General features: G+C 48.3%; 24 protein-coding genes and 1 riboswitch. Of the genes, 22 read left to right on the top strand and 2 right to left on the bottom strand.

What is annotated here, in order from left to right:
- Window positions 1-31 precede the first annotated feature (31 nt).
- The 7 genes from GCU39_RS13600 (at window position 32) to GCU39_RS13570 (ending at window position 8,804) form a co-directional block, all read left to right on the top strand.
- A complete protein-coding gene (locus tag GCU39_RS13600; protein ID WP_407671677.1) occupies window positions 32-1,231 on the top strand; it encodes a D-alanyl-D-alanine carboxypeptidase family protein in 1,200 nt (399 codons plus the stop codon).
- A 105-nt stretch (window positions 1,232-1,336) separates the two neighbouring features.
- Window positions 1,337-1,690 (top strand): anti-sigma F factor antagonist, encoded by a 354-nt coding sequence (gene spoIIAA / locus GCU39_RS13595; protein ID WP_152394020.1) that lies wholly within the window; start codon window positions 1,337-1,339, stop codon window positions 1,688-1,690.
- Entirely contained in the window at window positions 1,687-2,160 is a 474-nt protein-coding gene (spoIIAB, locus tag GCU39_RS13590) for an anti-sigma F factor (protein ID WP_152394019.1), read from the top strand. The genes spoIIAA and spoIIAB overlap by 4 nt, the downstream gene beginning before the upstream one ends.
- An 11-nt stretch (window positions 2,161-2,171) precedes the next feature.
- Complete coding sequence (gene sigF, locus GCU39_RS13585; protein WP_018755251.1) at window positions 2,172-2,927, top strand: RNA polymerase sporulation sigma factor SigF; 756 nt, start codon at window positions 2,172-2,174, stop codon at window positions 2,925-2,927.
- A gap of 168 nt (window positions 2,928-3,095) precedes the next feature.
- Entirely contained in the window at window positions 3,096-4,913 is a 1,818-nt protein-coding gene (locus GCU39_RS13580) for a methyl-accepting chemotaxis protein (protein ID WP_152394018.1), read from the top strand.
- A 28-nt stretch (window positions 4,914-4,941) separates the two neighbouring features.
- Window positions 4,942-5,670 (top strand): NAD-dependent protein deacylase, encoded by a 729-nt coding sequence (locus GCU39_RS13575; protein WP_152394017.1) that lies wholly within the window; start codon window positions 4,942-4,944, stop codon window positions 5,668-5,670.
- Window positions 5,671-5,894: 224 nt separating this feature from the next.
- A complete protein-coding gene (locus GCU39_RS13570; protein WP_193726918.1) occupies window positions 5,895-8,804 on the top strand; it encodes a choice-of-anchor I family protein in 2,910 nt (969 codons plus the stop codon).
- Between the two features lie 72 nt (window positions 8,805-8,876).
- Here the strand turns inward: GCU39_RS13570 and GCU39_RS13565 are convergent, their stop codons facing one another.
- Together GCU39_RS13565 and GCU39_RS13560 are read right to left on the bottom strand one after the other, a co-directional pair.
- Entirely contained in the window at window positions 8,877-11,084 is a 2,208-nt protein-coding gene (locus GCU39_RS13565; RefSeq protein WP_152394015.1) for a heavy metal translocating P-type ATPase, read from the bottom strand.
- A gap of 34 nt (window positions 11,085-11,118) precedes the next feature.
- The gene (locus GCU39_RS13560) at window positions 11,119-11,451 is read right to left on the bottom strand and encodes an ArsR/SmtB family transcription factor (protein ID WP_152394014.1); all 333 of its coding nucleotides are present in this window, start codon (window positions 11,449-11,451) and stop codon (window positions 11,119-11,121) included.
- A gap of 161 nt (window positions 11,452-11,612) precedes the next feature.
- Here GCU39_RS13560 and GCU39_RS13555 point away from each other — a divergent pair, with 161 nt between their 5' ends.
- The 15 genes from GCU39_RS13555 to GCU39_RS13485 all read left to right on the top strand — a co-directional run bounded on the left by GCU39_RS13555 (window position 11,613) and on the right by GCU39_RS13485 (window position 25,571).
- Window positions 11,613-12,248 (top strand): stage V sporulation protein AA, encoded by a 636-nt coding sequence (locus GCU39_RS13555; protein ID WP_152394013.1) that lies wholly within the window; start codon window positions 11,613-11,615, stop codon window positions 12,246-12,248.
- On the top strand, window positions 12,211-12,672 hold the full coding sequence (locus GCU39_RS13550) for a stage V sporulation protein AB (RefSeq protein WP_152394012.1): 462 nt from the start codon (window positions 12,211-12,213) through the stop codon (window positions 12,670-12,672). Before GCU39_RS13555 ends, GCU39_RS13550 begins: the two co-directional genes overlap by 38 nt.
- A 157-nt stretch (window positions 12,673-12,829) precedes the next feature.
- Window positions 12,830-14,449, top strand: coding sequence for a spore germination protein (locus GCU39_RS13545; RefSeq protein ID WP_193726980.1), 1,620 nt, complete (start codon window positions 12,830-12,832; stop codon window positions 14,447-14,449).
- A 129-nt stretch (window positions 14,450-14,578) separates the two neighbouring features.
- Complete coding sequence (gene lysA / locus GCU39_RS13540; RefSeq protein ID WP_152394011.1) at window positions 14,579-15,910, top strand: diaminopimelate decarboxylase; 1,332 nt, start codon at window positions 14,579-14,581, stop codon at window positions 15,908-15,910.
- Window positions 15,911-16,068: 158 nt separating this feature from the next.
- Entirely contained in the window at window positions 16,069-16,500 is a 432-nt protein-coding gene (locus GCU39_RS13535) for a peptidylprolyl isomerase (protein ID WP_152394010.1), read from the top strand.
- A gap of 139 nt (window positions 16,501-16,639) precedes the next feature.
- Window positions 16,640-16,800, top strand: a riboswitch (FMN riboswitch).
- Window positions 16,801-17,023: 223 nt separating this feature from the next.
- Complete coding sequence (ribD, locus tag GCU39_RS13530; RefSeq protein ID WP_152394009.1) at window positions 17,024-18,124, top strand: bifunctional diaminohydroxyphosphoribosylaminopyrimidine deaminase/5-amino-6-(5-phosphoribosylamino)uracil reductase RibD; 1,101 nt, start codon at window positions 17,024-17,026, stop codon at window positions 18,122-18,124.
- Window positions 18,125-18,161: 37 nt separating this feature from the next.
- Window positions 18,162-18,830: a riboflavin synthase gene (locus GCU39_RS13525; RefSeq protein WP_152394008.1), complete on the top strand. Its 669-nt coding sequence runs from the start codon at window positions 18,162-18,164 to the stop codon at window positions 18,828-18,830.
- A gap of 28 nt (window positions 18,831-18,858) precedes the next feature.
- The gene (locus GCU39_RS13520; protein WP_152394007.1) at window positions 18,859-20,097 is read left to right on the top strand and encodes a bifunctional 3,4-dihydroxy-2-butanone-4-phosphate synthase/GTP cyclohydrolase II; all 1,239 of its coding nucleotides are present in this window, start codon (window positions 18,859-18,861) and stop codon (window positions 20,095-20,097) included.
- A gap of 60 nt (window positions 20,098-20,157) precedes the next feature.
- Window positions 20,158-20,625, top strand: a complete 468-nt coding sequence (gene ribH, locus GCU39_RS13515; RefSeq protein WP_152394006.1) for a 6,7-dimethyl-8-ribityllumazine synthase — start codon at window positions 20,158-20,160, stop codon at window positions 20,623-20,625.
- 41 nt (window positions 20,626-20,666) lie between these two features.
- Window positions 20,667-21,464, top strand: a complete 798-nt coding sequence (locus GCU39_RS13510) for a segregation and condensation protein A (RefSeq protein ID WP_152394005.1) — start codon at window positions 20,667-20,669, stop codon at window positions 21,462-21,464.
- Window positions 21,433-22,032, top strand: coding sequence for an SMC-Scp complex subunit ScpB (gene scpB, locus GCU39_RS13505; RefSeq protein WP_152394004.1), 600 nt, complete (start codon window positions 21,433-21,435; stop codon window positions 22,030-22,032). Before GCU39_RS13510 ends, scpB begins: the two co-directional genes overlap by 32 nt.
- 303 nt (window positions 22,033-22,335) lie before the next feature.
- On the top strand, window positions 22,336-23,019 hold the full coding sequence (locus GCU39_RS13500; RefSeq protein WP_152394003.1) for a DUF2953 domain-containing protein: 684 nt from the start codon (window positions 22,336-22,338) through the stop codon (window positions 23,017-23,019).
- Window positions 22,992-23,483: a GerW family sporulation protein gene (gene ytfJ / locus GCU39_RS13495; RefSeq protein ID WP_152394002.1), complete on the top strand. Its 492-nt coding sequence runs from the start codon at window positions 22,992-22,994 to the stop codon at window positions 23,481-23,483. The genes GCU39_RS13500 and ytfJ overlap by 28 nt, the downstream gene beginning before the upstream one ends.
- A 231-nt stretch (window positions 23,484-23,714) precedes the next feature.
- Window positions 23,715-24,920, top strand: coding sequence for a D-alanyl-D-alanine carboxypeptidase family protein (locus tag GCU39_RS13490; protein WP_152394001.1), 1,206 nt, complete (start codon window positions 23,715-23,717; stop codon window positions 24,918-24,920).
- Between the two features lie 21 nt (window positions 24,921-24,941).
- Window positions 24,942-25,571, top strand: coding sequence for a nucleoside recognition domain-containing protein (locus tag GCU39_RS13485; RefSeq protein WP_152394000.1), 630 nt, complete (start codon window positions 24,942-24,944; stop codon window positions 25,569-25,571).
- Window positions 25,572-25,599 lie beyond the last annotated feature (28 nt).

Genomic DNA, 25,599 nt, shown 5'->3' with positions numbered 1-25,599 from the left:
AAGGCCATATTATTTTAGGAGGGGAATTCTTGTGAGAAAAAGGATAATGATGTGGTGCTGCATCCTATTAATCAGTTCGATTGCAGCACCATGGTCCGTCTATGCTGAACCGGCGAAGAAACCTGCAACGGAGCCTTCTGCTGCCTCATCAGAGCTAGCAGCCAATGCGAAATCTGCCGTGCTCATGGATGCGGATACCGGGACCGTCATCTTTGAGAAGAACAGTCATGACCGGCTGCCGCCGGCGAGTATAACGAAAATTATGACGATGCTATTGGTGATGGAAGCAGTCGATCAAGGGAAGCTCAAGCTGACGGATAAAGTACAGACGAGTGAATACGCAGCCTCGATGGGAGGATCTCAGATTTTCCTTGAGCAAGGCGAAGAGATGACGGTTGATGAGATGCTCAAGGGCATCGCCATGGCATCCGGGAATGATGCGTCCGTAGCGATGGCTGAGAAAATTGCAGGGACAGAAGAAGCATTCGTGCAGATGATGAATGCCAAAGCGAAAGAGCTGGGTATGAAAGATACGCAATTTAAGAATTGCAATGGACTTCCTGTAGTGGACCATTATACGTCGGCACATGATATTGCGCTGATGTCACAAGCGCTCTTGAAATATAACGGGATTACGAAGTATACAGGCGTCTACCAGGATTATCTCCGCAAAGACTCGGCCAAGCCATTCTGGCTGGTGAATACGAACAAACTCGTTCGCTTCTATACCGGTGCGGATGGGTTGAAAACAGGTTTCACCTCCGAAGCGAAATATTGCCTGTCTGGTACAGCAAAGCGTGACTCGCTGCGCATGATTGCTGTCGTCATGGGCGAGCCGAACACGAAGACACGGAATCAGGAAGTCACGCAAATGTTCGACTACGCCTTCTCACAATATACGAATCATCCGATCTTCAAATCCGGCGATACGATAGGGTCGGTGAAAATTGAGAAAGGCGATGTCGAGACGCTCCAGATCGTTGCGAAGCAGCAATACAGCATTCTGCTGCGCAAAGGCAAACAGTCCTCCGATAATATTCGCCACGAGCTGGTTGTACCGAAAGAACTTAAAGCGCCGATCGCGGCAGGTGATCCAATCGGGAAGCTCGTCGTCTATCAAGGGGACGAAGTCGTGAAGGAGTTCGCTCTTGAAGCGCCAGAAGCCGTTAGCAAGGCCAGCTATTGGACACTTTTCAAACGGACCTGTGCGAAGTTGTTTTTTGTAGATTAATAGCGCGTTTCTTCTAGTTTTGTCGGGAGGCAGGAATTGGTTTTTCCGTTGTAGAAATGTATGCGGAGTAAAAAGCCATGCAATCTGGAGAGGAGAATGAGCTGAATGAATCTACAATTGGAGCTAGAGCAGCGCCGCCAAGTGCTCATCGTACGACTTCGCGGGGAATTGGATCATCATACCGCTGAGACGGTTCGGACACGGATGGATGAAGCGATACAACGGGGAAGAGTGGAACATTTAGTATTAAGCTTAGAAGACTTAACCTTTATGGATAGCTCTGGTCTGGGTGTCATTCTTGGACGATATAAGGCAATTAAAAATTTAGGCGGTAAAATGGTGGTCTGTCATGTGAACCCTTCGGTTCACCGTCTATTTGAACTATCTGGGCTTTTCAAAATATTGGCCATCTACGAAAACGAGCGTTCAGCGCTCACAGAATTGGAGGTCGTATCATGAGCGAAAAGCTTGAGGATGTAGCACAAAACGGCGGTAATTTCATGACATTGCAGTTTGCCAGCCGTTCGGAGAACGAAGCCTTTGCTAGGGTTGCCGTCGCAGCTTTTGTGACTCAGCTTGATCCTACGATGGACGAGCTAACGGATTTGAAGACGGTCGTATCGGAGGCAGTCACGAACTGTATCATCCATGGATATGACAATGATCCGAGCGGGGTTGTAAAAATCTCGGCTGAGATTGTGGATGAGACGATTTCGATCACAATTGAAGATAACGGTCAGGGCATCGAGGATCTGGAGCTGGCGAAGCAGCCGCTCTATACATCAAAGCCTGAGCTTGAACGATCAGGGATGGGGTTCACCATTATGGAGAATTTCATGGATGAATTCGAAGTGATTAGTGAGCTCGGCTCAGGCACACGGATCCGTATGAAGAAACGGATTGAATCTAAGAAAGCTCTATACAATTAGGGGTTGGACGTATGGATGTCGATTTGAAGAAAACTTCGCAAAGTTATCTCGACGATACGGAAGTCAAACGTCTGATCGCGCTGAGCCAAAGCGGTGATTCGATCGCGCGAGATACACTTGTTAATTGTAATATCCGGCTCGTCTGGTCTGTTGTTCAGCGGTTTATGAACCGGGGCTATGAGACGGATGATTTGTTTCAAATCGGATGTATTGGACTTCTCAAATCGGTCGACAAGTTCGATCTGTCCTATGACGTGAAGTTCTCCACTTATGCCGTGCCGATGATTATCGGCGAAATCCAACGATTCCTGCGCGATGACGGTACCCTGAAGGTGAGCCGATCGCTCAAGGAGCTCGCGAATAAAGTGCGTAAGATGAAGGATGAACTATCGAAGACGTTGAATCGGTTGCCGACGGTGAAGGAAGTTGCGGAGGCGCTCGGCATCGAGCCTGAAGATGTCGTCTTCGCACAGGAAGCGAATAAGCCTCCAACGTCGATTCATGAGACCGTATTCGAGAATGACGGTGATCCAATTACCCTCATGGACCAAATTGCGGATGAATCGCAAGAGAAGTGGTTCGATAAGCTTGCGCTGAGCGATGCGATTGAAGGATTGTCCGAGCGAGAGCGGCTAATCGTGTATCTGCGCTATTATCGAGACCAGACACAATCTGAGGTCGCAGGGCGTCTCGGTATATCGCAAGTACAAGTTTCAAGGCTAGAGAAGAAAATATTGCAGCTCATCAAAGAGCAGATTGCCCAATAGGGAATACCTGAAGTCATGACTGACATCCAGTCATGACTTTTTTTGTTGTGATCAAAAGTTTCAAAATTTTGCAATATTCAAAAGATAGGCTTTCATGTAATATATAGGCATCTGACTGTCATTATTTACTATTCGCAGCAGGACATTGGAATTTGGGGGAATGAAGAGATGAGAACACGAGTGCTCCGTTATCAAGGACTAACGATTCGTAGCAAGCTGCTCATTGTCGGGTTGTGCTTGCTTATTCTTCCGATTATCACGCTAGGGATCGTGAGTTATCAATCCGCGAAACAAGAGAGCAATGCGCTGATTGAGCGGGATATTCGGAACAATGTGCACTTTGCAATGGAACTTATGGGATCATTGCAGGATAACGTGGAACGAGGGGATATGACCGAGCAGCAGGCGCAGGAGAGATTCAAAGAGATCATATTAGGGAAAAAGGATGCAGCTGGGCACCGCCCAATTAATGAGGAGATTGATCTTGGCGCGAACGGCTATTTCTATGTACTGGATGCAAAAGGGAAGCTCCTTGCGCATCCTTTGCTGGAAGGGCAGAGTATATGGGACAAGCAGACTTCGGATGGTCAATTCTATATTCAGGAATTAATTGCGAAAGCACAGGACGGGGGAGGATCCGTATTTTATAACTGGCCTTTACCGAAGGCGGACGATCAGGCGAATCCTACGAAGGAAGCGCTCAAAATCGTCTATGCGGACCAAGATCCCACGTGGGGATGGGTCATCGCAGCCGGCTCGTATATGCAGGACTTTAATCAAGGCCAAGTTCATATTCTGCGGGTGATTATCATCACGCTCGTGAGCTGCCTTCTCGTCGGAGCTGCAATTCTAACGATATTCGCAAGACATGTATCCAGACCGATTCGAAGCGTAACGGTAGCAGCGGAACGGATTGCCCGGGGAGATCTAACCGGAGAGTCCCTTCACTTTAACAATCGAGATGAGATTGGACGGCTGGTGCAGTCGTTTAACCAATTGCAGACGAGCTTGCATGAACTGGTAGCGAGCATTACCGTAAACGCCGAGACATTGTCCCATGAATCCGAGCGCCAAACGCAAGTATTGAAGGAGTCTATTCAGGGTACAGCCCATACGGCGGATTCGATCATTGAGATTGCGGCGATGAATGATCATCAAGCACGAAACTTGCATGGCGCGACGAGAGCCATCGGACAAGCTTCAGAGGGTATCGTACAGCTCGCAGCAACGTCAACACAGTCCTACGGCGCATCGGAAGAATCCATGAAGGAAGCGGAACAAGGGAACGAGCATTTGCACCAATCCCTGCTGCAAATGAATCAAATTGCTAGCACCGTGGATGGGCTCAGTACGACGATTTCCGTACTGCACGGGCAATCCTCAGAAATAGACGAGATTGTACAAATGATTCGCGAAATTGCTGATCAGACCCATTTGCTTGCATTGAATGCGTCTATTGAAGCGGCGCGAGCTGGCGATTCTGGGCAAGGCTTTGCTGTGGTGGCGGCAGAAATCCGTAAGCTCGCAGAACGTTCCAGTCAATCCGCAGCACAGATTAGCGAAGTTATTATCCGAGTTCAGCAAGAGGTTGAGCTTGCGAAATCATCCATGGATCAAGGTAAACGGGAATTTGGGGTAGCCGCTCATGCCATCCAAGAGACGAGTCAAGTCTTCGCTCGTATTCTGGAAGCGGGTCAACGTGTCGTGGAGCAATGCCAAGAAGCGGCGACGGTGTCGGAACAGATCTCAGGAAGCAGTAGAGAAGTGGCCTTATCGATTCAGGAGATGGAGAGAATGTCTCATCAGACGGCAAAGGCTTCTCAGACCGTCTCGGCAACAACGGAAGAACAGCTCGCGTCCATGGAGGAAATATCGCATTCTTCCGAACGTCTGTATCAGATGGCGGAAGAGCTGCGGGAGATGGCTGGGCAATTTAAGATTCATGCGGGGTCTGGTACAATAGAAGGATCGAAGAAATCGTCGTAGAAATCGTAAAGCAGGCAGGTGTTGTGATATGCAATGGAGCGAATGGAAGGAATGGATACGTGAGAGCAGGAATATCGTGTTCTTTGGTGGCGCAGGGACGTCGACGGAGAGCGGGATTCCGGATTTCCGCTCGGCGAGCGGTCTATATAACACGAATACGAACGAGAAGTATGCGCCGGAGGATATTCTGAGCCGGGACTTCTTCTGGGAGCGGCCGGAAGATTTCTATACCTTCTACAAATCGAAGATGGTCTATCCGAATGCGATGCCGAATCCCGCGCATGAAGCGCTCGCACGGCTTGAGCAGCGGGGGCAACTGAAATCGATCATTACGCAAAATATTGACGGCCTCCATCAACAAGCGGGCAGCCGGAACGTGCTCGAATTACACGGTTCGATCCATCGAAATCGCTGTACCGATTGCGGAGAGCACTATGGATTGGATGCTGTGACGAGCTCACCCGAGATTGTGCCGCGTTGCTCGGCATGCGGCGGTGTGATCAAGCCGGACGTTGTCTTGTACCAAGAGAGCCTGGATATGGCGCTGCTCGATCAAGCCGCGCAAGATATCCGTGAGGCTGATATACTGATCGTAGCCGGCACCTCGTTAACAGTCCAACCCGCAGCCGGGTTAGTCCGGCTGTATCGAGGACACAAATTTATACTGATTAATAAGAGTCCTACGCCGATGGATCGGATGGCGGATCTCGTCATAGCGGATAGTATCGTCAAGGTATTCAACGATTTAGTCGATTAGAGAAATAAAATAGCATTTCGCCTGGACAATTCCAGCATCGCAAGGCTCGAGCGCGAATCAAGACACCTTCAAGAGATTTCTTGGGGGTGTTTTTTTGCTATTTTGGCGTCGCTCCCTCTTTACAAACTCTTCATATATCCATTAACAATGCCTTAATAAACACACATTACACTTCTACTTGTACAGCGTTGCTGCAAATTTTAATGTATAGGAGTGAATGGATTGTGAACAAGCATGGCAAGAAACTGCTTGCGCTCGTATTAACATCACAATTAGTGCTCGGGGGCATGGTAACCGGCGGTACGCTAGCTAAAGCAGAGGGTGAAGTCATTCCGGATATACATCATGGAGAAGCATCGACATCGCAAGAGAATCCGACAACAGCAGAGATGATGGTTGCTCCTGCGCCATTGTCGATTAAGACGACGACGCTGCCAGAGGCTGAGGTTGGACAGCCGTATTCGGTGACGATTGACGTCTATGGCGGTATTGCGCCGTATTCGTTCCAGGTAACTGGCTTGCCGAAAGGGATGCATGTCTCGCCGGATGGCATCATTAGCGGAACACCAACATCGATTACGAGTGGGGCGGCTGTATCGGTCGTTGTGTCAGATGCCAGTGTGCCAATTCCTTTACAAGCGAAGCAGTCATATTCCTTGAAAACCGTGTACCATCGCTCGGACATCGCAGATCGCATCCACATTGAGAAAATCGGAGAGTATGCTGTCGGAATGACCAATGCGGATGGCGGAGTCGCCGAGATCGTGAAATATAATAAGGACAATGGAAAGATGTATCTAGTCAACGGCTCTGCTACGCCGCCAAGTCTTGAGATCATCAAGCTGGGTCAAGGCAAGGGACAGTCGCAATTGGATAAGACGATTCTCGTGAAGGAGCTCTCCGAGACGGATGGCTTCGTGTTCGGTGATCTGACGAGTGTGGATATTGATCATGTGAAGAAACGCGTCTACGTTGCGGTGCAAGAGAAGGATCCGATGAAGCAAGGTAAAATTCTTGCTCTAGATTATGAAGGGAACCTTACAGCTTCCTGCACGGCGGGCGTTCAGCCGGATATGGTGAAGGTGACAGCTGATGGCAGATACGTATTGACCGCTGACGAAGCAGAGCCGCGATTAGGCTCACAAGATGCGCCAGGCAGCATCACGATTGTAGATACGGACACGGGAGAGAGTACGCAATTATATTTTGATCATCCACAAGTCATTGATGATGCCGTACATATTCGAGATAAAAGAAATCTGGTCAATGGGGTCATTGCGCAAGCTGCCGGCAAAGAAGAGGCGAAATATGACCTAGAGCCAGAATATATCGCGTTGTCGGAGGATCATAAGACGGCATATGTGGCGCTGCAGGAGAATAATGCCATCGCTACCGTGGATATCGCATCGAAGAAAGTCTTATCCGTCAAGAGTCTCGGGTATAAAGACTTCAATACAGTAGTAAATGCGCTTGATCTTCAGAAAGATGGTAATATTTTGCTTGAAAATGCGCCATTTCAAGGTGTGTACATGCCGGATGGGATCAAAGCCGCAACAATGAACGGGCAGACTTACCTATTCACGGCGAACGAAGGTGATGCAACGGAATGGCCAGGGATGACGAACGCTGTGACTGTAAAAGATTTGAAAGCCAACTTGGATCCGAATTCAGAGGCATATTCCTTCCTCCGCGGTACAACGAAGTATGATAAGGTTGAAGCTGCGGCTGATTTTGGGAAGAACGGCATTTACTTGTTCGGAGGGCGCTCTTTCTCCATCTGGAAGGCTGATACCATGGAGCAGGTTTTTGACAGCGGCAGCGATTTTGAGACAATAACTGGTCAACGTCTGCCTGATTATTTCAACGCAAGCAATAGCAAGATCGCCAAGGATGACCGAAGCACGAAGAAAGGCCCCGAGCCAGAAGGGATCGAGCTTGGCGTTGTAGGCAGCAGAACGCTAGCGTTTGTCGGCTTGGAGCGCGTGGGCGGAATTATGACCTATGATGTTACGAATCCAGAGACGCCAGCATTCGTGAATTATACGAATACCCGCATATTCCAAGACAGCAATGGCAAGGCGAATTTAGACACGGATACGGGTCCGGAAGGGATAGAATTCATTCCAGCTGTGAACAGTCCTACGGGGCAACCACTCTTGCTCGCTGCATTTGAGGTTGGCGGCAGAGTAGGTGTGTATCAATTGAACGTGACGCAAGTGACTTTGGATCACAATACCGTATCCTTAACGGCAGGAGGTTCTTCCACGAAATTGAATGCTGTTGTTCGACCGGCAGGAGGCAGCGATACATCTGTGGCTTGGTCGAGCTCGGATACCTCGGTGGCGACGGTCGATGCGCAAGGCACCATTCAACCCCGTCAGGTTGGTACAACTGTCGTTACGGCAGTGAGTAGCGATGGATATGGCAGTGCGCAATCTATCGTCAAGGTTACTGCGAATAACATCGACAATCCAGGCCCAAGTCCGAAACCTAATCCTCCGGCTACACCGGGGCCGACGACACCAACACCTAAACCTGTCGTCACACCGGCACCTACGCCTGAGAAGCAACCAGAGCCAACACCGCAGGTGCCGCAGCCTTCCGTTCCGTTGCCTTCTGACGTGAAGGGACATTGGGCAGCAAGCTATATTCAGACACTACTAGACAAAGGCATTGTCGTAGGAAGACCCGACGGCAGCTTCAAACCAAATGATAAAATAACCAGAGCCGAGTATATGGCCGTGCTGTTCCGCTCACTAAATATGGAGCAAATCGCAGATGCAGGTTCAACATTTACGGATGTCTCGCCAGAAGCATGGTATGGTCCTTATGTGGGGGCACTAACCGTGTCAGGCATTATCACCGGCTTCCCGGATGGCCGCTTGCAGCCGAATCAAGTCATGACACGCGAAGAAGCTTGCGTGATCCTCTATCGGGCTTGGAAGAACAAGCTTCCATCAGGTGCGGGGGCGAAGCAAGTGGATGCTTCGCAACTCTCGTCTTGGTCCAGAGATGCCGTTATCGCTTTAGTACAGGCTGGAATCATTCAGGGCGGATCGAATGGCGATCTCAAGCTGAAGCAGACGATTACGCGTGCTGAAGTCGCGAAGATGGTCGCTGCTGTTCTATCCTAGGCGTACGATATGCATAAAGAAAAAGAACCTTCAATCCCGTGATCGGGCGTTGAAGGTTCTTTTTGCTTGCCATTAATGTTGCTTCTTTTGGATCAATATCGTCAAGCTGAGTAAGGTGACAATAATCGTCGCACCCATATCGGATAGGATGGCGAACCACAGGGTCAACCATCCTGGAATGGTGAGAAGAAGCGCAATGATTTTGAGTCCAAGCGCGAATACGATATTCGTACGGATGACGCGATTCACGCGTCTTGCAATACGTACCGCTTCCGGTAGCTTGCCGAGGTGGTCTTGCATGAGTACGAGGTCAGCAACTTCGATGGCGCTGTCTGTTCCTTTGCCCATCGCAATCCCTAATTGTGCGGAAGCGAGGGCAGGGGCATCGTTAATTCCATCGCCGATCATCGCAACCGTGCCTTGCGAAGCAAGTGTTCGCATCTGCGCGACTTTATCTTCCGGCATCAGTCCGCTGTAGACCTCCCGCACGCCAACGGCGTTTGCGACTTTGCTCGCTGTCCGTTCATGATCGCCTGTGAGCATGACGGTGCGACGGATACCGAGGCGGTGAAGCTCATCAATCACATGTGCGCTCTCCGGACGGATCTCATCTGCGATCCCGAACATCCCCAGAATATGATGCTCATCCGCGATAAGGACGAGTGTAAGACCTTGTTCCTTGAGTGATTCGATATCAGCCTGCTCATTAGGCTGGATGTCGAAATCGGTCAGGCTGCGTTCATTCCCGACACGGTATCTTGTTCCTTCAATAACGGCAAGGATCCCTTGACCTGGAACTGTCTGGATCGATTCCGGTTCCAGGTGATTGATATTCTCCTGTGCAATCTTCTTCATAATCGCTGTGGCTAGCGGATGCGAAGAGGAGCGCTCAATTGCGGCCGCCACCGAGAAGAAGCGTTCATGATTATAGATGATCGTCCGTTCAACATGCGGTTCGCCTTTCGTGAGCGTACCTGTTTTGTCAAATGCGAGCGTGTCGACTTTGCCGAGCTGTTCCAGATGGACGCCGCCCTTGATCAAGATTCCGTTCCGGGCGTTGCGTGTAATACCGGATACAATTGCAATCGGTGAAGAGAGAATAAGTGCACATGGACAACCCACAATGAGAACGGCTAGCCCTTGGTAGAACCAATCTCCCCAGTTCGCGCCGAGGAAGAGAGGAGGTACCAGCATGACGAGAATCGCGATGACGATAACTGCTGGTGTGTAGTACGTTGAGAATCGATTAATGAACAGTTCCGTAGGCGTCTTCGTCTCTTGCGCCTCCTCGACGAGGTGCAGGATTCGCGATAGGGAGGAATCCGCGTATGCTTTGTCGATTCGCACTTTTAAGACGCCTTCATTATTAATGCTGCCGCCGAAGACGGGTTCGCCGATGTTCTTATCGACCGGGAGCGACTCCCCGGTAATGGCTGCTTCGTTCACGGAGCTATGGCCTTCCACGATGGTGCCGTCGGACGGTATTTTCTCCCCAGAACGAACGAGCACAATATCACCGACCTGAAGAGCCGCGATCGGAATCACAGATTCAACCCCGTCACGAATTCGTGTAGCTTGTTTCGGTGCGACTTGGAGCAATGCCTCCATGGATCTGCGAGCTTTCTCCATACCAAGCCCCTCAAGCCACTCATTAAGTCCAAAAAGGATGGCGACGAGTGTCGCTTCTTTCCATTCTCCGATCGCGATAGCCCCGATTAATGCAATCGTCATTAACGTATCAATATTGAATTTCAAGCGGAACAGATTGCGGGCGCCTTGCATGAAGGTGCCGTACCCGCTAAGCACGATCGCAATGAGGTACATTCCAATAGATACGGCATTCCCAAGTGCGCTGCCCCAGATAACGCTGATCGCGAATAATAACGTGGATGCGATAAGAATCATCGGTAATCGTTGACCACCCGCATGCGAATGATCGTGATCATGACCGTGCGCATGGTCGTGTCCGTGATGGTGATCATGAGCATGGTCTGCATGTTGATGGTCCACGCCATGTCCGTGATCATGATGATGTTCTTGTTCGTCATGATGATGCGCCTTATGGGTATCGGAGGCATGGAGCGGCTCCATGCGCGCACCGTCGCGACGCAGAATCTGTTGAACTTTATCTAGTGCAATATTCGAACTCACGGTTAGTTTGCCTGTGTTATAACTTAGTGTTGCTTCAGCGCCATGTTCGAGCTTGCGAATCTCTTCTTCCATTTCACGTGTGCAATTTGCGCAGCTAAGTCCTCTTACGCGGTATTGTTGTTGTTCCATCACTGCTCACCTCTCATGCTATTCTTGGTCCTAGCTAGTCATGACATGCATGGTGAATCGCTTCAGATAGTAAATCCATGACGTGCTGATCATCGTGCGAGTAGTATAGGGTCGTTCCAGCCCGGCGAAATTTGACGAGTCTTAAATTTTTAAGAAACCGTAATTGATGGGACACGGTGGATTGCAGTAATGATAATTCATCCGCAATTTCATTCACAGAGCATTCCCGCTGTGAGAGTAGATGGAGGATGCGAATGCGTGTCGTATCTGATAGTGCTTTGAAGGTCTGTGACACCATAAATAGGGTCTCCTCATCCAAGGTTGTGCAGGGTAGAGATTCTTCAGGACGTTGATTTGGATCATGCATGGATATGTACACCACCTTAATGAATATATGAGTATCTATACATATAATGTAATACATCTTCTCGACAGATGCAAGAGATTTAAGTGACTAGTTTTCTACATCATTTCCCATACTAAGGGTACGCTTGGAACGAAATCCGAAAAAAGGAGGATCATTTTTGGATGGAACTTCGATCCCCCCCTACACTATATTTACGTCTTCGCCGACGTGTTTCACTTCAGCGAGGAAAATCGATCACGCTTGGCCACATTGCTGAGCTGCTCATTGATCCCATGTGGTATGACCGGCTATCGGCCCTTGTGCTATACCAACCGCGGAAAGCGGATGGTAACATCATCATGATTGATATGATGCGCATTGTGAGCGCTGTTCATCAGATAGAGCCTGGAATGAGAATAGAATATTTTGGCGAGCCCCATGTACTTGTCGATATCGTAGGCAGCCCGAAGAAGCCCAGTGTACTACTATTCATTCTAGTGTGGTTGTTGTTATTTTTCGGTTCTGGTCTCGCCATTATGAATTTCCATGCGGATGTGAGTATGCTCGAAGTCCAGCAGCGGATTGTTGAGCTCATATCGGGTCAGAAGACAGAGCGGCCGATCTTGTTCCAGATTGCCTATTCGATTGGCATCGGTTTTGGTATGGTCGTGTTTTTTAACCACGTATTCAAGAAGAAATTTAATGAAGAGCCGACGCCGCTAGAGCTTGAAATTTTTCTGTATCAAGAGAATTTGAATCATTTTGTGGTGTCCGAAGAGTATGATCGGCTGCAGAAACAAGGTGATTCGCGTGATTGATGCGCTTGTGATATTCAGTAATCTATTCATCGGACTCGCCGGTGGCATCGCTGTCGGAGGGGGTCTCGTTGCATTATTTATCGTGCTGGATATTATACCGCGGCTAGCTCAATTAACACGCTCTTACGATAAGGTGCATTGGTTCGAGGGAGCGATGGTCTCTGGTTCGTTATATTGGACGGTTGCTGATTTCTGGGATTTCAAATTCGGTGTTGCATGGCTCACACCGATATTATCCGGATCGATTGGCCTTCTCCATGGATTATTTATCGGGCTGCTCGCTGCTGCACTAACTGAAGTGCTGAACGTGCTGCCGATCCTTGCCAAAAGACTTGGCATTGTACGCTATATGTTCGGACTATTAATGGCAATGGTGCTAGGTAAAGTGACCGGATCACTATTTGATTGGCTAATATATCACTAGACAAGCTCGAAATGAGTACAAAGGGAGTAACATGATGCAGACGAATAACAACAACCCTTATGAACAGGATGTTCCTAATGAAGCGATGAATCTGTTAGGGAAAGATGCGGACACGATACCAGAGTCATTGCCATCGGATCACGATCATGGTCAAGACATGCACGGACAGGGTCAACAAAATTCCAATCCGGATCAATCGCAGGATCAGGGCCAGGGTCGTCAACGGAATTCGAAGAAAGATGAGCAGCACGGCAAGTATAATAGCGAGAGATCGGATACCATCGAAGAATCCATCATTTATTGGCAGGAACATGACCGTGTGTCCAAACGACTGGAAGAAGTGAAAAGCACCCTCAAGCATGTTGTCGGTCTGGGAAAAAGCTTTGATGTCGTGTTTCGAGAAATGACCTTCGGGGAACGGCGAACGGGGCTCCTGTACTTGAATGGATTTATTAAAGATGAAGTGATGACGCTAATCTTGGAGCGGTTAACTTTCTTGAAATCGGAGCAATTAACGGTGAATGTGGTGAAAACATTTTTTGATTGCTACATCCCACACGTTCAAGTAGAGAAAACGCATAAGATGAGTGAAACCATTAATAAGGTGCTTGCTGGTGGAAGCGCATTGTTCATTGAGCATGAATCCATTGCGATTGTAATGGACGTCAAGACCTTCCCGAGCAGGGGGCCGGAAGAGGCTAGCTTGGAGCGGGTCGTACGCGGGGCGCGTGACGGATTTACAGAGACCCTGCTCACGAACGTCACACTGGTGCGTCGAAGACTTCGGGATCCAGGGCTCAAATATGAACTCGTGCAAGTGGGTCGAAGAACGCGGACGGATATTGCAATTGCGTATATCGATGATATTGCCAATTCACGAGATGTGGAAGCGATACGCAAGAAGATTAAAGGCCTGGATATTGACGGGCTGCCGCTTGCGGATAAGCAGTTAGAGGAAGCCATCATCAACAAGAACTGGAATCCGTTCCCCCTCGTTCGGTATTCAGAGCGTCCCGACGTTGTCGCTGCGCAATTGTTGGAAGGCAATATCGTCTTATTCGTGGATACCTCCCCTTCGGTGATGCTGCTGCCGACAACCTATTTCGATTTATGCCAGCATGCGGAAGAGAATCGGCAGACACCTTTTATGGGAACATACCTCAGGCTGGTGCGATTTATCGGAATTTTCGCATCGCTATTTGTCCTGCCGATGTGGCTGCTTCTCGCAACGCATCCTGAATTTAAACCGGCTGTTTTTGATTTTATCGGGGCGCAAAAAGCGAGTAAGCTGCCTCTATTGGTTCAGTTTCTCATCGCAGAAATCGGGGTAGACTTGATGCGGATGGCTGCCGTTCACACACCGACACCGCTCTCGACAGCGATGGGGTTAATGGCGGCGATTCTTCTGGGCGATGTCGCGGTGAAGGCAGGGTTATTCGTTCCCGAAGTAATCTTATACATGGCGGTCGCAGCGATCGGCATGTTCGCAACACCCAGCTACGAATTATCGCTGGCCAACCGAATTGTACGCTTGTTCTTGTTGATCGCCGTGGCTATTTTTGGAGGCGCTGGATTTATTGTCGGATCGACGCTTGTCATCCTGTTTCTATCCGTGCATCGTTCCTACAACTCGTCGTACCTCTGGCCGTTCATACCATTTAATGCAAAGGCGCTTCTCAATATTTTCATTCGTCAACCTGTGCTGAATATGCGGAAACGCCCGAGTTACAACCAAACTGTCGATAGTACGAAGATGAGAAAGAATGAATCCGATTAAATAAAAATACAAATGATCTGCAAATTAGTCCATTCTTCTTCTACAGATTATTTGCTATAATGTTGTAAAATTTGGAACGATAAATATTTCCAATCCGACATATAGATGAAAAAGTAGAGGAGAAATGATATGTACTTACATGGCACAAGTAAAATTAATTCCAAAGGACATTTAGAGATTGGTGGCTGCGATGTCACAGATTTGAAAGCGCAATTCGGAACCCCCTTATATATTGTAGATGAGGAATTAGTTCGCAAACGTTGCCGTGAATATATCGCAGCATTCCGTGAATCCGGATTGAACTTCCAGGTAGCGTATGCATCCAAGGCATTTTGCGTCATGGCGATGTGCCGTCTGGCTGATGAAGAAGGCTTGTCTCTCGATGTTGTATCGGATGGCGAACTCTATACTGCGCTTCAAGCTGGTTTCCCGGCCCACCGCATTCATTTCCACGGAAATAATAAGACGGTAGAAGAGATTGAGATGGCGATTGATGCGCGTATCGGTTGCTTCGTTGTCGATAACTTTATCGAACTGCATTTGCTCAACGCCATCGCAGCTGAGAAAGGCCAACGAGTGAACATTCTCTTGCGTGTAACACCTGGCGTAGAAGCGCATACCCATGAATATATTTCGACGGGGCAGACAGATTCGAAGTTCGGCTTCGATATTGGTAACGGCTCTGCGTTCGTCGCTGTTCGTGAGGCTTCAGAGCTCGCGAATCTTGAATTGCTGGGCGTTCATTCTCACATCGGGTCCCAGATCTTCGAAGTAGAAGGATTCCAGATGGCGGTTGAGCGCGTTGCAGCGTTCGCACTTCGTGTGCGTGATGAACTTCAAGTCACCTTCAAAGTCGTAAACCTTGGCGGAGGTTTCGGTATTCGTTACGTCGAGGGTGATACTCCGCTACAAGTTTCCCAATATGTTAAAGCGATCACGGATGGTGTGAAGACGCATTTCGCAGCATTGGGAGATACGCTTCCAGAGATCTGGGTCGAGCCGGGCCGCAGTATCGTTGGGGATGCAGGAACGACACTCTATACCGTAGGGACGAGCAAAGAAATTCCAGGTGTACGTAAATATGTCGCTGTCGACGGCGGGATGACGGACAACCCGCGTCCAGCCTTATATGAATCCAAATATGAAGCCATTCTGGCGAACCGTGCCAAAGAAGAGGCTGTTGAGACCGTATCGATCGCAGGGAAATGCTGCGAGAGCGGAGATATGCTGATTTGGGATTTAGAGCTGCCGAAAGTGAACAGTGGCGATTTGTTAGCTGTTGCTTGCACGGGTGCGTATAATTATGCAATGGCGAGCAATTACAACCGGATTCGTCGTCCTTCCGTTGTATTCGCAAAGGATGGGCAAGCGGATCTAGTTGTGGCACGTGAATCATTTGATAACATTGTCGGGAACGACTTAATTCCTGAGCGGATGAAGAAAGTCGCGCTTACGAAGTAATCAACTGGACAATAGCGAATTCATAGCGGTTTCCCTTCATTGGAAGGGAGGCCGTTTTTATTTTTTGATGATTCTGTCATAGAAGTTTTGCTTCTCCAGCATTTTCATAGTACACTAGGGTTTAGTTGTTGACATATAGATAAGGAGTGTTCTCACACATGGCAAAACAAGCAAAAATTAAAATGGCCAATGGCGCCGAAATCGTATTTGAATTATTCGATAAAGACGCACCGAATACAGTAGCGAACTTTGAAAAACTAGCAAACGAAGGGTTCTATAACGGACTTACTTTCCACCGTGTAATTCCTGGCTTCGTTGCACAAGGCGGCTGCCCAACAGGTAACGGAACTGGTGGTCCTGGTTACACAATCAATTGCGAGATCAACCCGAACAAACATGAGCGCGGTGCGCTTGCAATGGCACATGCAGGACGTAACACAGGCGGAAGCCAATTCTATATCGTATACCAACCGCAACCGCATTTGGACGGACAACATACGGTATTTGGTAAAGTTGTATCAGGCATGGAGCATGTTGATACATTCAAAGGCAAAGATCGTATGGAAACAGTGGAAGTAACAGAAGTTTAATTGTCGCAAGACAGAAGACCCCGTAGGCATTGGCCTGCGGGGTTTTTACATGTCGCCATAACATCTTACTGTAATACATGCAGTGATGGATGTGCTTGCTTTTTGTAAGCGCAGATGATAAGCTGTGGGAGAAAATGTGATGTTCCTTCGGGGTCGGGTGAAAATCCCAACCGGCGGTGATACGAGCAGAAGACTCGTAAAGTCCGTGACCCGGATCCATGTCTTGGCTGCAAGACGGGTGAAGGCTGACTCGGTGAGAATCCGAGACCGACAGTATAGTCTGGATGGGAGAAGGAAACGTAAGACACAGAATCGAATCTGCGAGAGTACACGCGCTTTTTTAACAAAAGGCTATCGCGTAGACTCTATTTGGTGACGTCTATTTGCTGATGAATCTGGATTCGCTTCATAGGGATTAGTCTCACGTTGAACCGAACTTCTACAACCCCTTGGGCATGTACCAAGGGGTTTTTTGCCATGCTATGTAGAGAAGAGAACTGGAGAGAGAAAGGTGGGGATCAGGGTGGAAGTCATGAATGATGCATTTTATATGCGACTTGCACTTCAAATGGCTGAGCGAGCTGTCGGCCAGACAGGAATTAACCCTGTCGTAGGATGCGTTGTTGTGAAGGACGGGCGTGTAGTCGGGCTAGGCACACATCTGCAGCGTGGAACAGGACATGCAGAGGTTCATGCACTGAATATGGCAGGAGCAGAGGCCGTAGGAAGTACGGCTTACGTGACCTTGGAACCTTGCAGTCATTATGGCAAGACACCGCCATGCAGCGAACGATTGATTCGTGAAGGGGTTAACCGCGTCGTTGTTGCTTGTCTAGATCCAAATCCACAAGTTGCGGGAACAGGGGTTGAAATGCTTCGGTCCCATGGGATTGAAGTTGAGGTAGGAGTTCTAGAAGCTGAAGCGATCAAGCTCAATGAAAAATTTATTAAATATATAACGACGAGACGCCCATTCGTCACGTTGAAGACGGCGAGCACGTTGGATGGCAAAGTAGCCTCCAAGACGGGCGACAGCAAGTGGATCTCGAATGAGGCAGCTCGTGAAATCGTGCATACGTTGCGACATCAGCATCAAGGGATCATGGTCGGGATCGGTACGGTACTTGCAGACGACCCAAGCCTGACGACGAGACTGTCAGTCCCGGGTCTTCATCCGACCCGAATCGTTGTGGATTCCAAGCTTCGCATTCCACGAGAAGCTAAGGTTCTTCAGGATGGCACTGCGCCAACGATGATTCTAACGACGGATCAAGCAAGCCAGGAACGGGTACTGGAGTTAGAAGCACTAGGGGCACAAATCATCCGATGTGGATCTGGCGAACATGTTGATATGGCGCTCGCGATGGAACGATTGGGTGAGCTTGAGATTAGCTCAATTCTGTTGGAAGGTGGCGGCCGCTTAAACGGCTCCATGCTCGAGGCGGGCTGTGTGGATAAGGTCATGCTCTTCTTTGCACCGAAGATTATTGGAGGATTTATGGCTCCGGGTACGATCGTCTTCGAAGGATACGAGAAGATGAGCGAAGCGATCGTATTAGAGAAATTAACGGTGGAGCAGCTCGGAGATAATGTCTGTATAACAGGTTACCCTGCTCAAGCTTAATGTCATACGAAGGATTGAATGGAAGGAGGAGGATACGATGTTTACGGGATTGGTCGAAGAGATCGGAACCATGCGGCGGATCTATCGCAAAGGGGAAGCCATGATCTTACATATTGGAGCTTCTAAGATTATGGATGATGTGCAGCTTGGAGACAGTATTGCTGTCAATGGGGTTTGTCTGACGGTCGTTGCTTATGACCAGGGGTCTTTCTCCGTGGATGTGATGCCCCAGACTTTCCGCCATACCAATCTATTTCAGTTAAAACCTGGGAGTCGAGTTAACCTCGAACGAGCCATGCGAGCGAATGGACGATTTGGCGGTCATATTGTGCAAGGGCATGCCGATGGCACGGGGACAATTATTAGCCGATCGGAAGACGCGAATGCCGTCGTATTCGGGATCAGACCAGATGAGATTTCCATGTTCAAATTTATTATCCCGCAAGGTTCTGTCACATTGGACGGTATTAGTCTGACGGTGGTGAAGGCTGATCAGGCAGATGGCGTCTTCTCTGTATCCATCATCCCTCACACCTTGGCTGAGACGGTGCTGCAGGAGAAGGGTACGGGAGCAACCATCAATATCGAATGCGATGTGCTGGGCAAATATGTCGATCACCTGCTGCATTATCGTTCAAGCGGAGATCAAGCGAGACCTGCAAATCGCGTAACGGAACAATTTCTAGCGGAGAATGGGTTTATCTAATCAAGAAGAAAGTGAAGGTGATGGAGAGATGAGTGAAGAACGTTATCGGTTCGATCCGATTGAGGAAGCTATATATGATCTGATGATGGGGAAGGTTGTCATCGTCGTGGATGATGAAGATCGCGAGAACGAAGGGGACTTCATTGCGCTTGCAGAGAAAGCGACTCCCGATGTCATTAATTTCATGATTACGGAAGGACGCGGTCTTGTCTGTGTGCCGATCACCGAAGAGCGTGCGGAAGAGCTAGATTTGGCGCCCATGGTATCCCATAATACCGACTATCATGGCACCGCCTTTACCATCTCTGTAGATCATGTGGATACGACAACAGGGATCTCGGCTTTTGAACGTTCGAGCACGGTGAAGGGATTGATCAATCCGGCATCGAAGCCAGAAGATTTCCGTAAACCGGGCCATATGTTCCCGCTTGTTGCGAAGAAGGGCGGCGTACTGCGCCGTGCAGGACACACCGAGGCAGCCGTTGATTTGGCTCGCTTATGCGGATCCTATCCTGCTGGAGTGATCTGTGAAGTGATTAAAGAAGACGGCACGATGGCTAGACTTCCGGATCTCGTCGAGATTGCGAAGAAGCATGATCTGAAGCTAATTACGATCGAAGAGCTGATCCATTATCGGAACGAGAAAGATAAGCTGGTCAAACGCGAAGTGGAAGTGAAGCTCCCGACGGATTTCGGTGAGTTCCATGCCGTTGCTTACACGAATGAAGTGGATAGCAAAGAACATATCGCGCTCGTGAAAGGTGAAATAGATCCATCGAAGCCTGTGCTCGTTCGTGTTCACTCCGAATGTCTGACAGGGGATGTATTCCATTCCCATCGTTGTGACTGCGGGCCTCAATTCGAGGCAGCGATGCGTCAAATTGAGCAAGAGGGCCAAGGCGTATTGCTCTATATGCGTCAAGAAGGACGTGGCATTGGGCTCATTAATAAGTTCCGTGCGTATAAATTACAGGAGCAAGGGCTAGATACCGTGGAAGCGAATCTGAAGTTAGGCTTTCCCGCCGACCTTCGCGAGTACGGAATTGGCGCACAAATTCTGAAGGATCTTGGCATTCGGCAAATTCGTCTTCTCACGAATAATCCGCGTAAGATTAAAGGGCTGGAAGGGTACGGACTTGAAGTCATTGAGCGTGTCCCGATCCAGATGCAGGAGAACAAAGATAACACCAAATATTTGCACACGAAGCAATCGAAGCTTGGTCATCTGCTGAAGTTCGATGATGTCGAGCAGAATGAAGTCAAATAAGGTGTTGACGATAAAATCATCGCATGAGAAAAGAAGATAAAAAGAAGGGATTGTTGAAGCATGGCTAACATTTTCGAAGGACATTTAGTATCGACAGGATTAAAATATGGGGTTGTTGTTGGACGGTTCAATGAATTTATCACAACGAAATTGTTGAGCGGCGCATTGGACGCACTCAAACGTCACGGGGCCCAAGATCAAGAGGTTGATGTCGCTTGGGTTCCTGGTGCATTTGAGCTTCCTCTCATCGCTCAGAAAATGGCGGAGAGCGGTAAATATGATGCCGTCATTACACTCGGTACAGTGATTCGCGGTTCGACACCTCATTTTGACTTCGTATGCAGCGAAGTTGCGAAAGGCGTAAGCGCCATTAACTTAAAGACAGGTATCCCTACCATCTTCGGTGTCATCACAACGGATAGTATTGAGCAAGCCATTGAGCGTGCGGGTACCAAAGCAGGGAACAAAGGCTGGGAAGCGGCTGTGACGGCAATTGAAATGGCGAACTTGACGAAACAGTTGAAATAATGCTTATCTATTAGTAAGAAGATAAGCGGGAGGAAGTCATTTTGACCACGGTAACGTATAAGCTGGAGACATTTGAAGGACCGCTCGATTTGCTGCTGCACCTCATTGATAAGGCGGAAATCGATATCCAGAATGTGTCGATCAGTGAAATTACGGATCAATATATGGAATACTTAAATACGATGCAGGAGCTGGAACTCGATGTCACGAGCGAATTTCTGGTGATGGCGGCAACGCTTCTCTCCATGAAAAGCAAGCTGCTGCTACCGAAACCTCCGGTTATTGAATGGGAAGAAGATTTTTATATGGATCCTGAGGATGAGCTCGATCCACGCGCGGAATTGATTCAGAAGCTGATTGAGTATCGGAAGTATAAAGGCATTGCAGACCATCTTCGGGAGAGAGAATTCGAGCGAAGCTTGATTTACTCTCGCGAACCGGAGGATTTAACACCCTTCATGCCAACGGTAATCGAAAATCCTGTTGAAGGACTTCATACGGCGGATCTGGTCAGAGCTTTTCAGAAGGCACTACGTAAAGCAACGCGTCGCAATACCGTTGCAAGAATCCAGCGTGATGAAATTTCTGTGAAAGATCGTATTCGAGATGTCGTTACTACTTTACATCGCGTAGGAAGAGGCGGTAAAGTATTATTCTCGAAGCTGCTAAATGAAGAGATGGACCGGCATGAGATTGTCGTAACCTTTCTAGCCATCTTAGAGCTGATGAAGATGAAACAGATCCGATGTTATCAAGACCATTTATTTGATGATATTGTGATCGAATGGAAGGGGGACGAGAGCATCGATGGACTTCAAGACCATGAAATCAATTATTGAAGGACTACTATTTGTTGCGGGCGACGAAGGATTAACTGCAAAGCAGATCGCCGAAGTCGTCGAACAGCCGCTTGATCTGGTATTGGATGTGATCCATGATTTGAAGGGGGATTACAAACGCAACAAGCGAGGCATTCAGATTACGGAGATTGCAAGTGCTTTTCAATTAACGACATTACCTGCGCACGCACCCTATTTTGAGCGATTGGCTTATTCGCCTTCACGTTCAACCTTATCCCAAGCGGCACTGGAGACGTTATCGATTATTGCCTATCGGCAGCCGATTACGCGTGTAGATATTGAAGAGATTCGTGGCGTGAAGTCGGACCGTGCACTGCAGACGTTGACCGCCAAAGATTTAATTGAGGAAGTTGGACGTGCGGAAGCAATAGGCCGTCCGATCCTCTATGGAACGACGAAATCATTCTTGGATTATTTTGGACTCGATAGTCTTAAGGGATTGCCCGATTCTTCCCAATTTGAGAGTGAAATGGATCTGGATGAAGAGACGCAGTTGCTCTTCGAGAAGCTCGATGGTCGTCAAATGACGATTGATGATATGAAATAGAACGTCTCACAAGAACAGTCTATCTCGGTTGAACCGTGGTAGGCTGTTTTTTGTCATGAAAAGAATGTAATTCAGCCATACTAACCGTGCGTGTTCAAAAAGTTGGCATTTCAGCACCGAGAAGGTTGCGAGAACCTGAAGAAGGAGGAACGGAGTTTAGGCAAAACCTAAATGAGTACCGGACTTCGAAGGTGAACGTAAGATTCGATGCCGATCATGTTTCTTCGAATGACTTCGTGATCAAATGATGACTTTTTGAACTACCTCTAACCGGAGGGAATTAGAGTCAGGGGGTTCTTGCTCGTGTGGATCTGGATTGTTATTGGCATCATAGGTTGTATTCTCGTTGCGCTGCTCATCGCAGCATGTACATATATCGATATCAAGATTTTGTTCAATAAAGTGGAGAAAGATGATTACTTCACCATTAAGGTGCGAATGCTCTTCGGACTCGTGAAATTGAATTATCAGATCCGACAAATCAAGTTCAAGGGGTTCGATCAAGGCTTTCTTATGAAAAGAAAGGAAAAGGATAATATTCTGCATGGTCATGATTCCCGCGAACATATCTCTATCAATTTTGAATTCATTCAGCACATTTACAATCAAATCGCACTCATTATTCGGTTTACAGCGGATTTCAAGCGCTGGGTGAGGAAGCTGCTCCGTCATGTGCATTGTGATGTTCTAACGTGGGAGACACATATCGGGTTCGGGGATGTTGTAGAGACAGGAATGGCTACGGGGATCGTCTGGGCTATGAAGGGAACCATAACCGGCTGGTTATCCCATACGATTCAATTAGAGCATATGCCTCAGCTTCAAGTACATACCCATTTCAATGACCCGCAATTTACCACTGAATTGCGCTGCATAGCCAAAATTCGCTTCGGACACGCTATGATTGCAGGCGTTGTACTTCTTGTACGCATTGTGAGAGTGAAGGGAGGACTGAAGTTGTGGCAGAGCATCCTATTCAAGGCCTAATGCAGACTTCAATGGAAAATATTAAGAAAATGGTGGAAGTTAACACCATTGTTGGCGAGCCGGTTCAAACACCTGACGGCAGCATTATTCTTCCGATCAGTAAGGTCGGGTTCGGATTTGCTGCAGGGGGAAGTGAGTTCCAAACGGATGATCGGACTAAAGCCAAATCGAACGATCTAAAACAAGATCATGCCGATGTTGCGCTTCCATTCGGTGGCGGCAGCGGCGGTGGTGTATCCATCACACCGATTGCATTCCTCGTTGTAGGAACGCATGGCGTGCGTATCGTATCTCTGGATAATCAGACACATCTTGTTGAACGGGTTATCGATTCGATCCCGCAATTTATGGAGAAGTATCAGACGATGATGGAGAATAAATCAAATGCAAAGTCCAGTGCGAATTCGACGATGAATCCGCCAGAACCGAGTGGATATATGCCTCCTTCGAACTTCTCGAGTTAACAAGAACACCGCTTCGCTGCACGATGAGCGCGAGGCGGTTTTTTTGTAACCACAATAGAATTCATCTTCGAAAGGCTTCGATAGAGGTTTTCTCATAATTATCGTATGGGTGCAATAAGGATGAATAGTAACATTCCTTTTTAAGGATACAGATCTTTTGATTAGGACATACTCTGATGTGGATAAGCATATAGATGAGAAGACAAGGAACCTATAACACGGAGGGCGACAATGAGAAAGGCCATAAGTTTACCGAAGATGATGATATTCTTCGTATTATTCTGGGGAATTTCAGGTGCTTCTGCTTGGGCGACAGGAAATCGAACAATAGATTCGGGAGTCCAGACGAATGCAAAGGCAGCTGCGCTGATTGATGTTACGTCGGGGCGTATATTATGGAGCAGTCATGGCGATGAACCCATGCGTATTGCTAGCTTGACGAAAATAATGACAGCGATTGTCGCCATCGAACATGGACGATTGTCTGATAAGGTGGAAGTCAGCAAACGCGCATCAGGTAAGGAAGGCTCATCGATCTATTTGAAGATTGGTGAGGAAATGTCGCTGGAGAACATGCTGTACGGACTCATGCTGCGTTCTGGCAATGATGCAGCGACGGCTATCGCTGAGCATATTGGCGGTTCGGAAGAGGGATTCGTATACATGATGAATCAGAAGGCAGAAATGTTAGGGCTGCATAACAGCCATTTCATGAATCCTCATGGCCTGGATGCGGAAGGTCATTATTCTTCTGCGAATGATTTGGCCGTTCTTACGGCATATGCGCTTAAGAATCCCATTTTTCGCGATATTGTGAAGACGAAAGTGAAGAAAGCGCCTAATCCGAATGATAAATGGGATTATAGTTGGTTGAACAAAAATAAGATGCTGCAAATGTATGAGGGTGCGGATGGCGTAAAGACAGGCTATACCAAAAAAGCGCTTCGCTGTCTCGTCAGTTCGGCGACCCGCCAAGGTCAACAGCTTGTTGCAGTTACGTTGAATGATGGGACGGACTGGGTAGACCATAAACATATGCTAGATTACGGCTTTGAGCATTTCCCGCTCAAGGATATTTATCAGAAAGGACAAGGTGTGCAGAACTACCCCTACCAGGTGGGGAAGTCATTCGCTTATCCTTTCGCTGAAGGGGAAATGGAACAGGTCCGAACCAAGCTTGTACTCACGGTTCGTACATCGATGGATTACACATTTGGAGAACGCGGGAAGCTGTTCGTGATGCTTGGGACGAAGCAGCTAGGCGTTATTCCGTTGTATGAGAAGGACAGCGCGTTGTTAAGAACAAAGGATCGATCTGTGTTCGCCAATGAGCAAGGAAAGACAGCTTATGTTAGTCATTCATCATCTCAAGCTCGGGGAAGCTTGGTGGATGTTGCTAGAGCGGTTTTTAATGCTTTGTTCACAGCGTTCGATTGACGGATTGGGGGAGAGGAAGACATGGTCAATTTCATTTGGTTGTTCTTTATATTGGTTGGATTTGTTGTGGCCGTGCTGCAGGGGCGCGTAGAGGAAGTGACGAAGGCGCTCTTTACAGGCGCTGAGACCGGCGTGACGGTTTGCTTCGGCCTCATTAGCATTCTTGTCTTCTGGCTTGGCATCATGCGAATCGCAGAAGATGCAGGGCTGCTGCAGAAAGTGGCTCGTTTGCTCGGCCCAGTCGTCCGGTTTCTATTCCCGGATGTCCCGAAGAATCATCCTGCACTCGGTTATATCATGTCGAATATGAGTGCCAACCTGCTGGGACTTGGGAATGCAGCGACACCTATGGGAATCAAAGCGATGCAGGAACTTCAGAAATTAAACCCAGACAAGGATGCGGCAACACCTGCAATGTGTACCTTGCTCGCACTGAATACATCGAGTATAACCTTAATCCCTACAACGTTAATAGCGATTCGGCTCAAATTTGAATCTACGAACCCCGCCGAAATTGTCGGTACGACATTGATTGCGACCATGATTGCGACTTGTGCTGCGATGTTAATCGATCGGTGGTATAGGTATCGATATTATAAGGCAAATAAGGTCCCACCTCTTACGAAGTCGCCGCCGAGCCGGTCTGCCTAGGCATCGACGACATGAAAGGGTGATCTGA

Origin of the sequence: Paenibacillus guangzhouensis (assembly GCF_009363075.1) — a bacterium.
GTDB classification, from domain to species: Bacteria; Bacillota; Bacilli; order Paenibacillales; family Paenibacillaceae; genus Paenibacillus_K; species Paenibacillus_K guangzhouensis.
The sequence above is the reverse complement of the archived record's forward strand: the minus strand, read 5'-3'. Positions and strand labels throughout refer to the sequence as shown.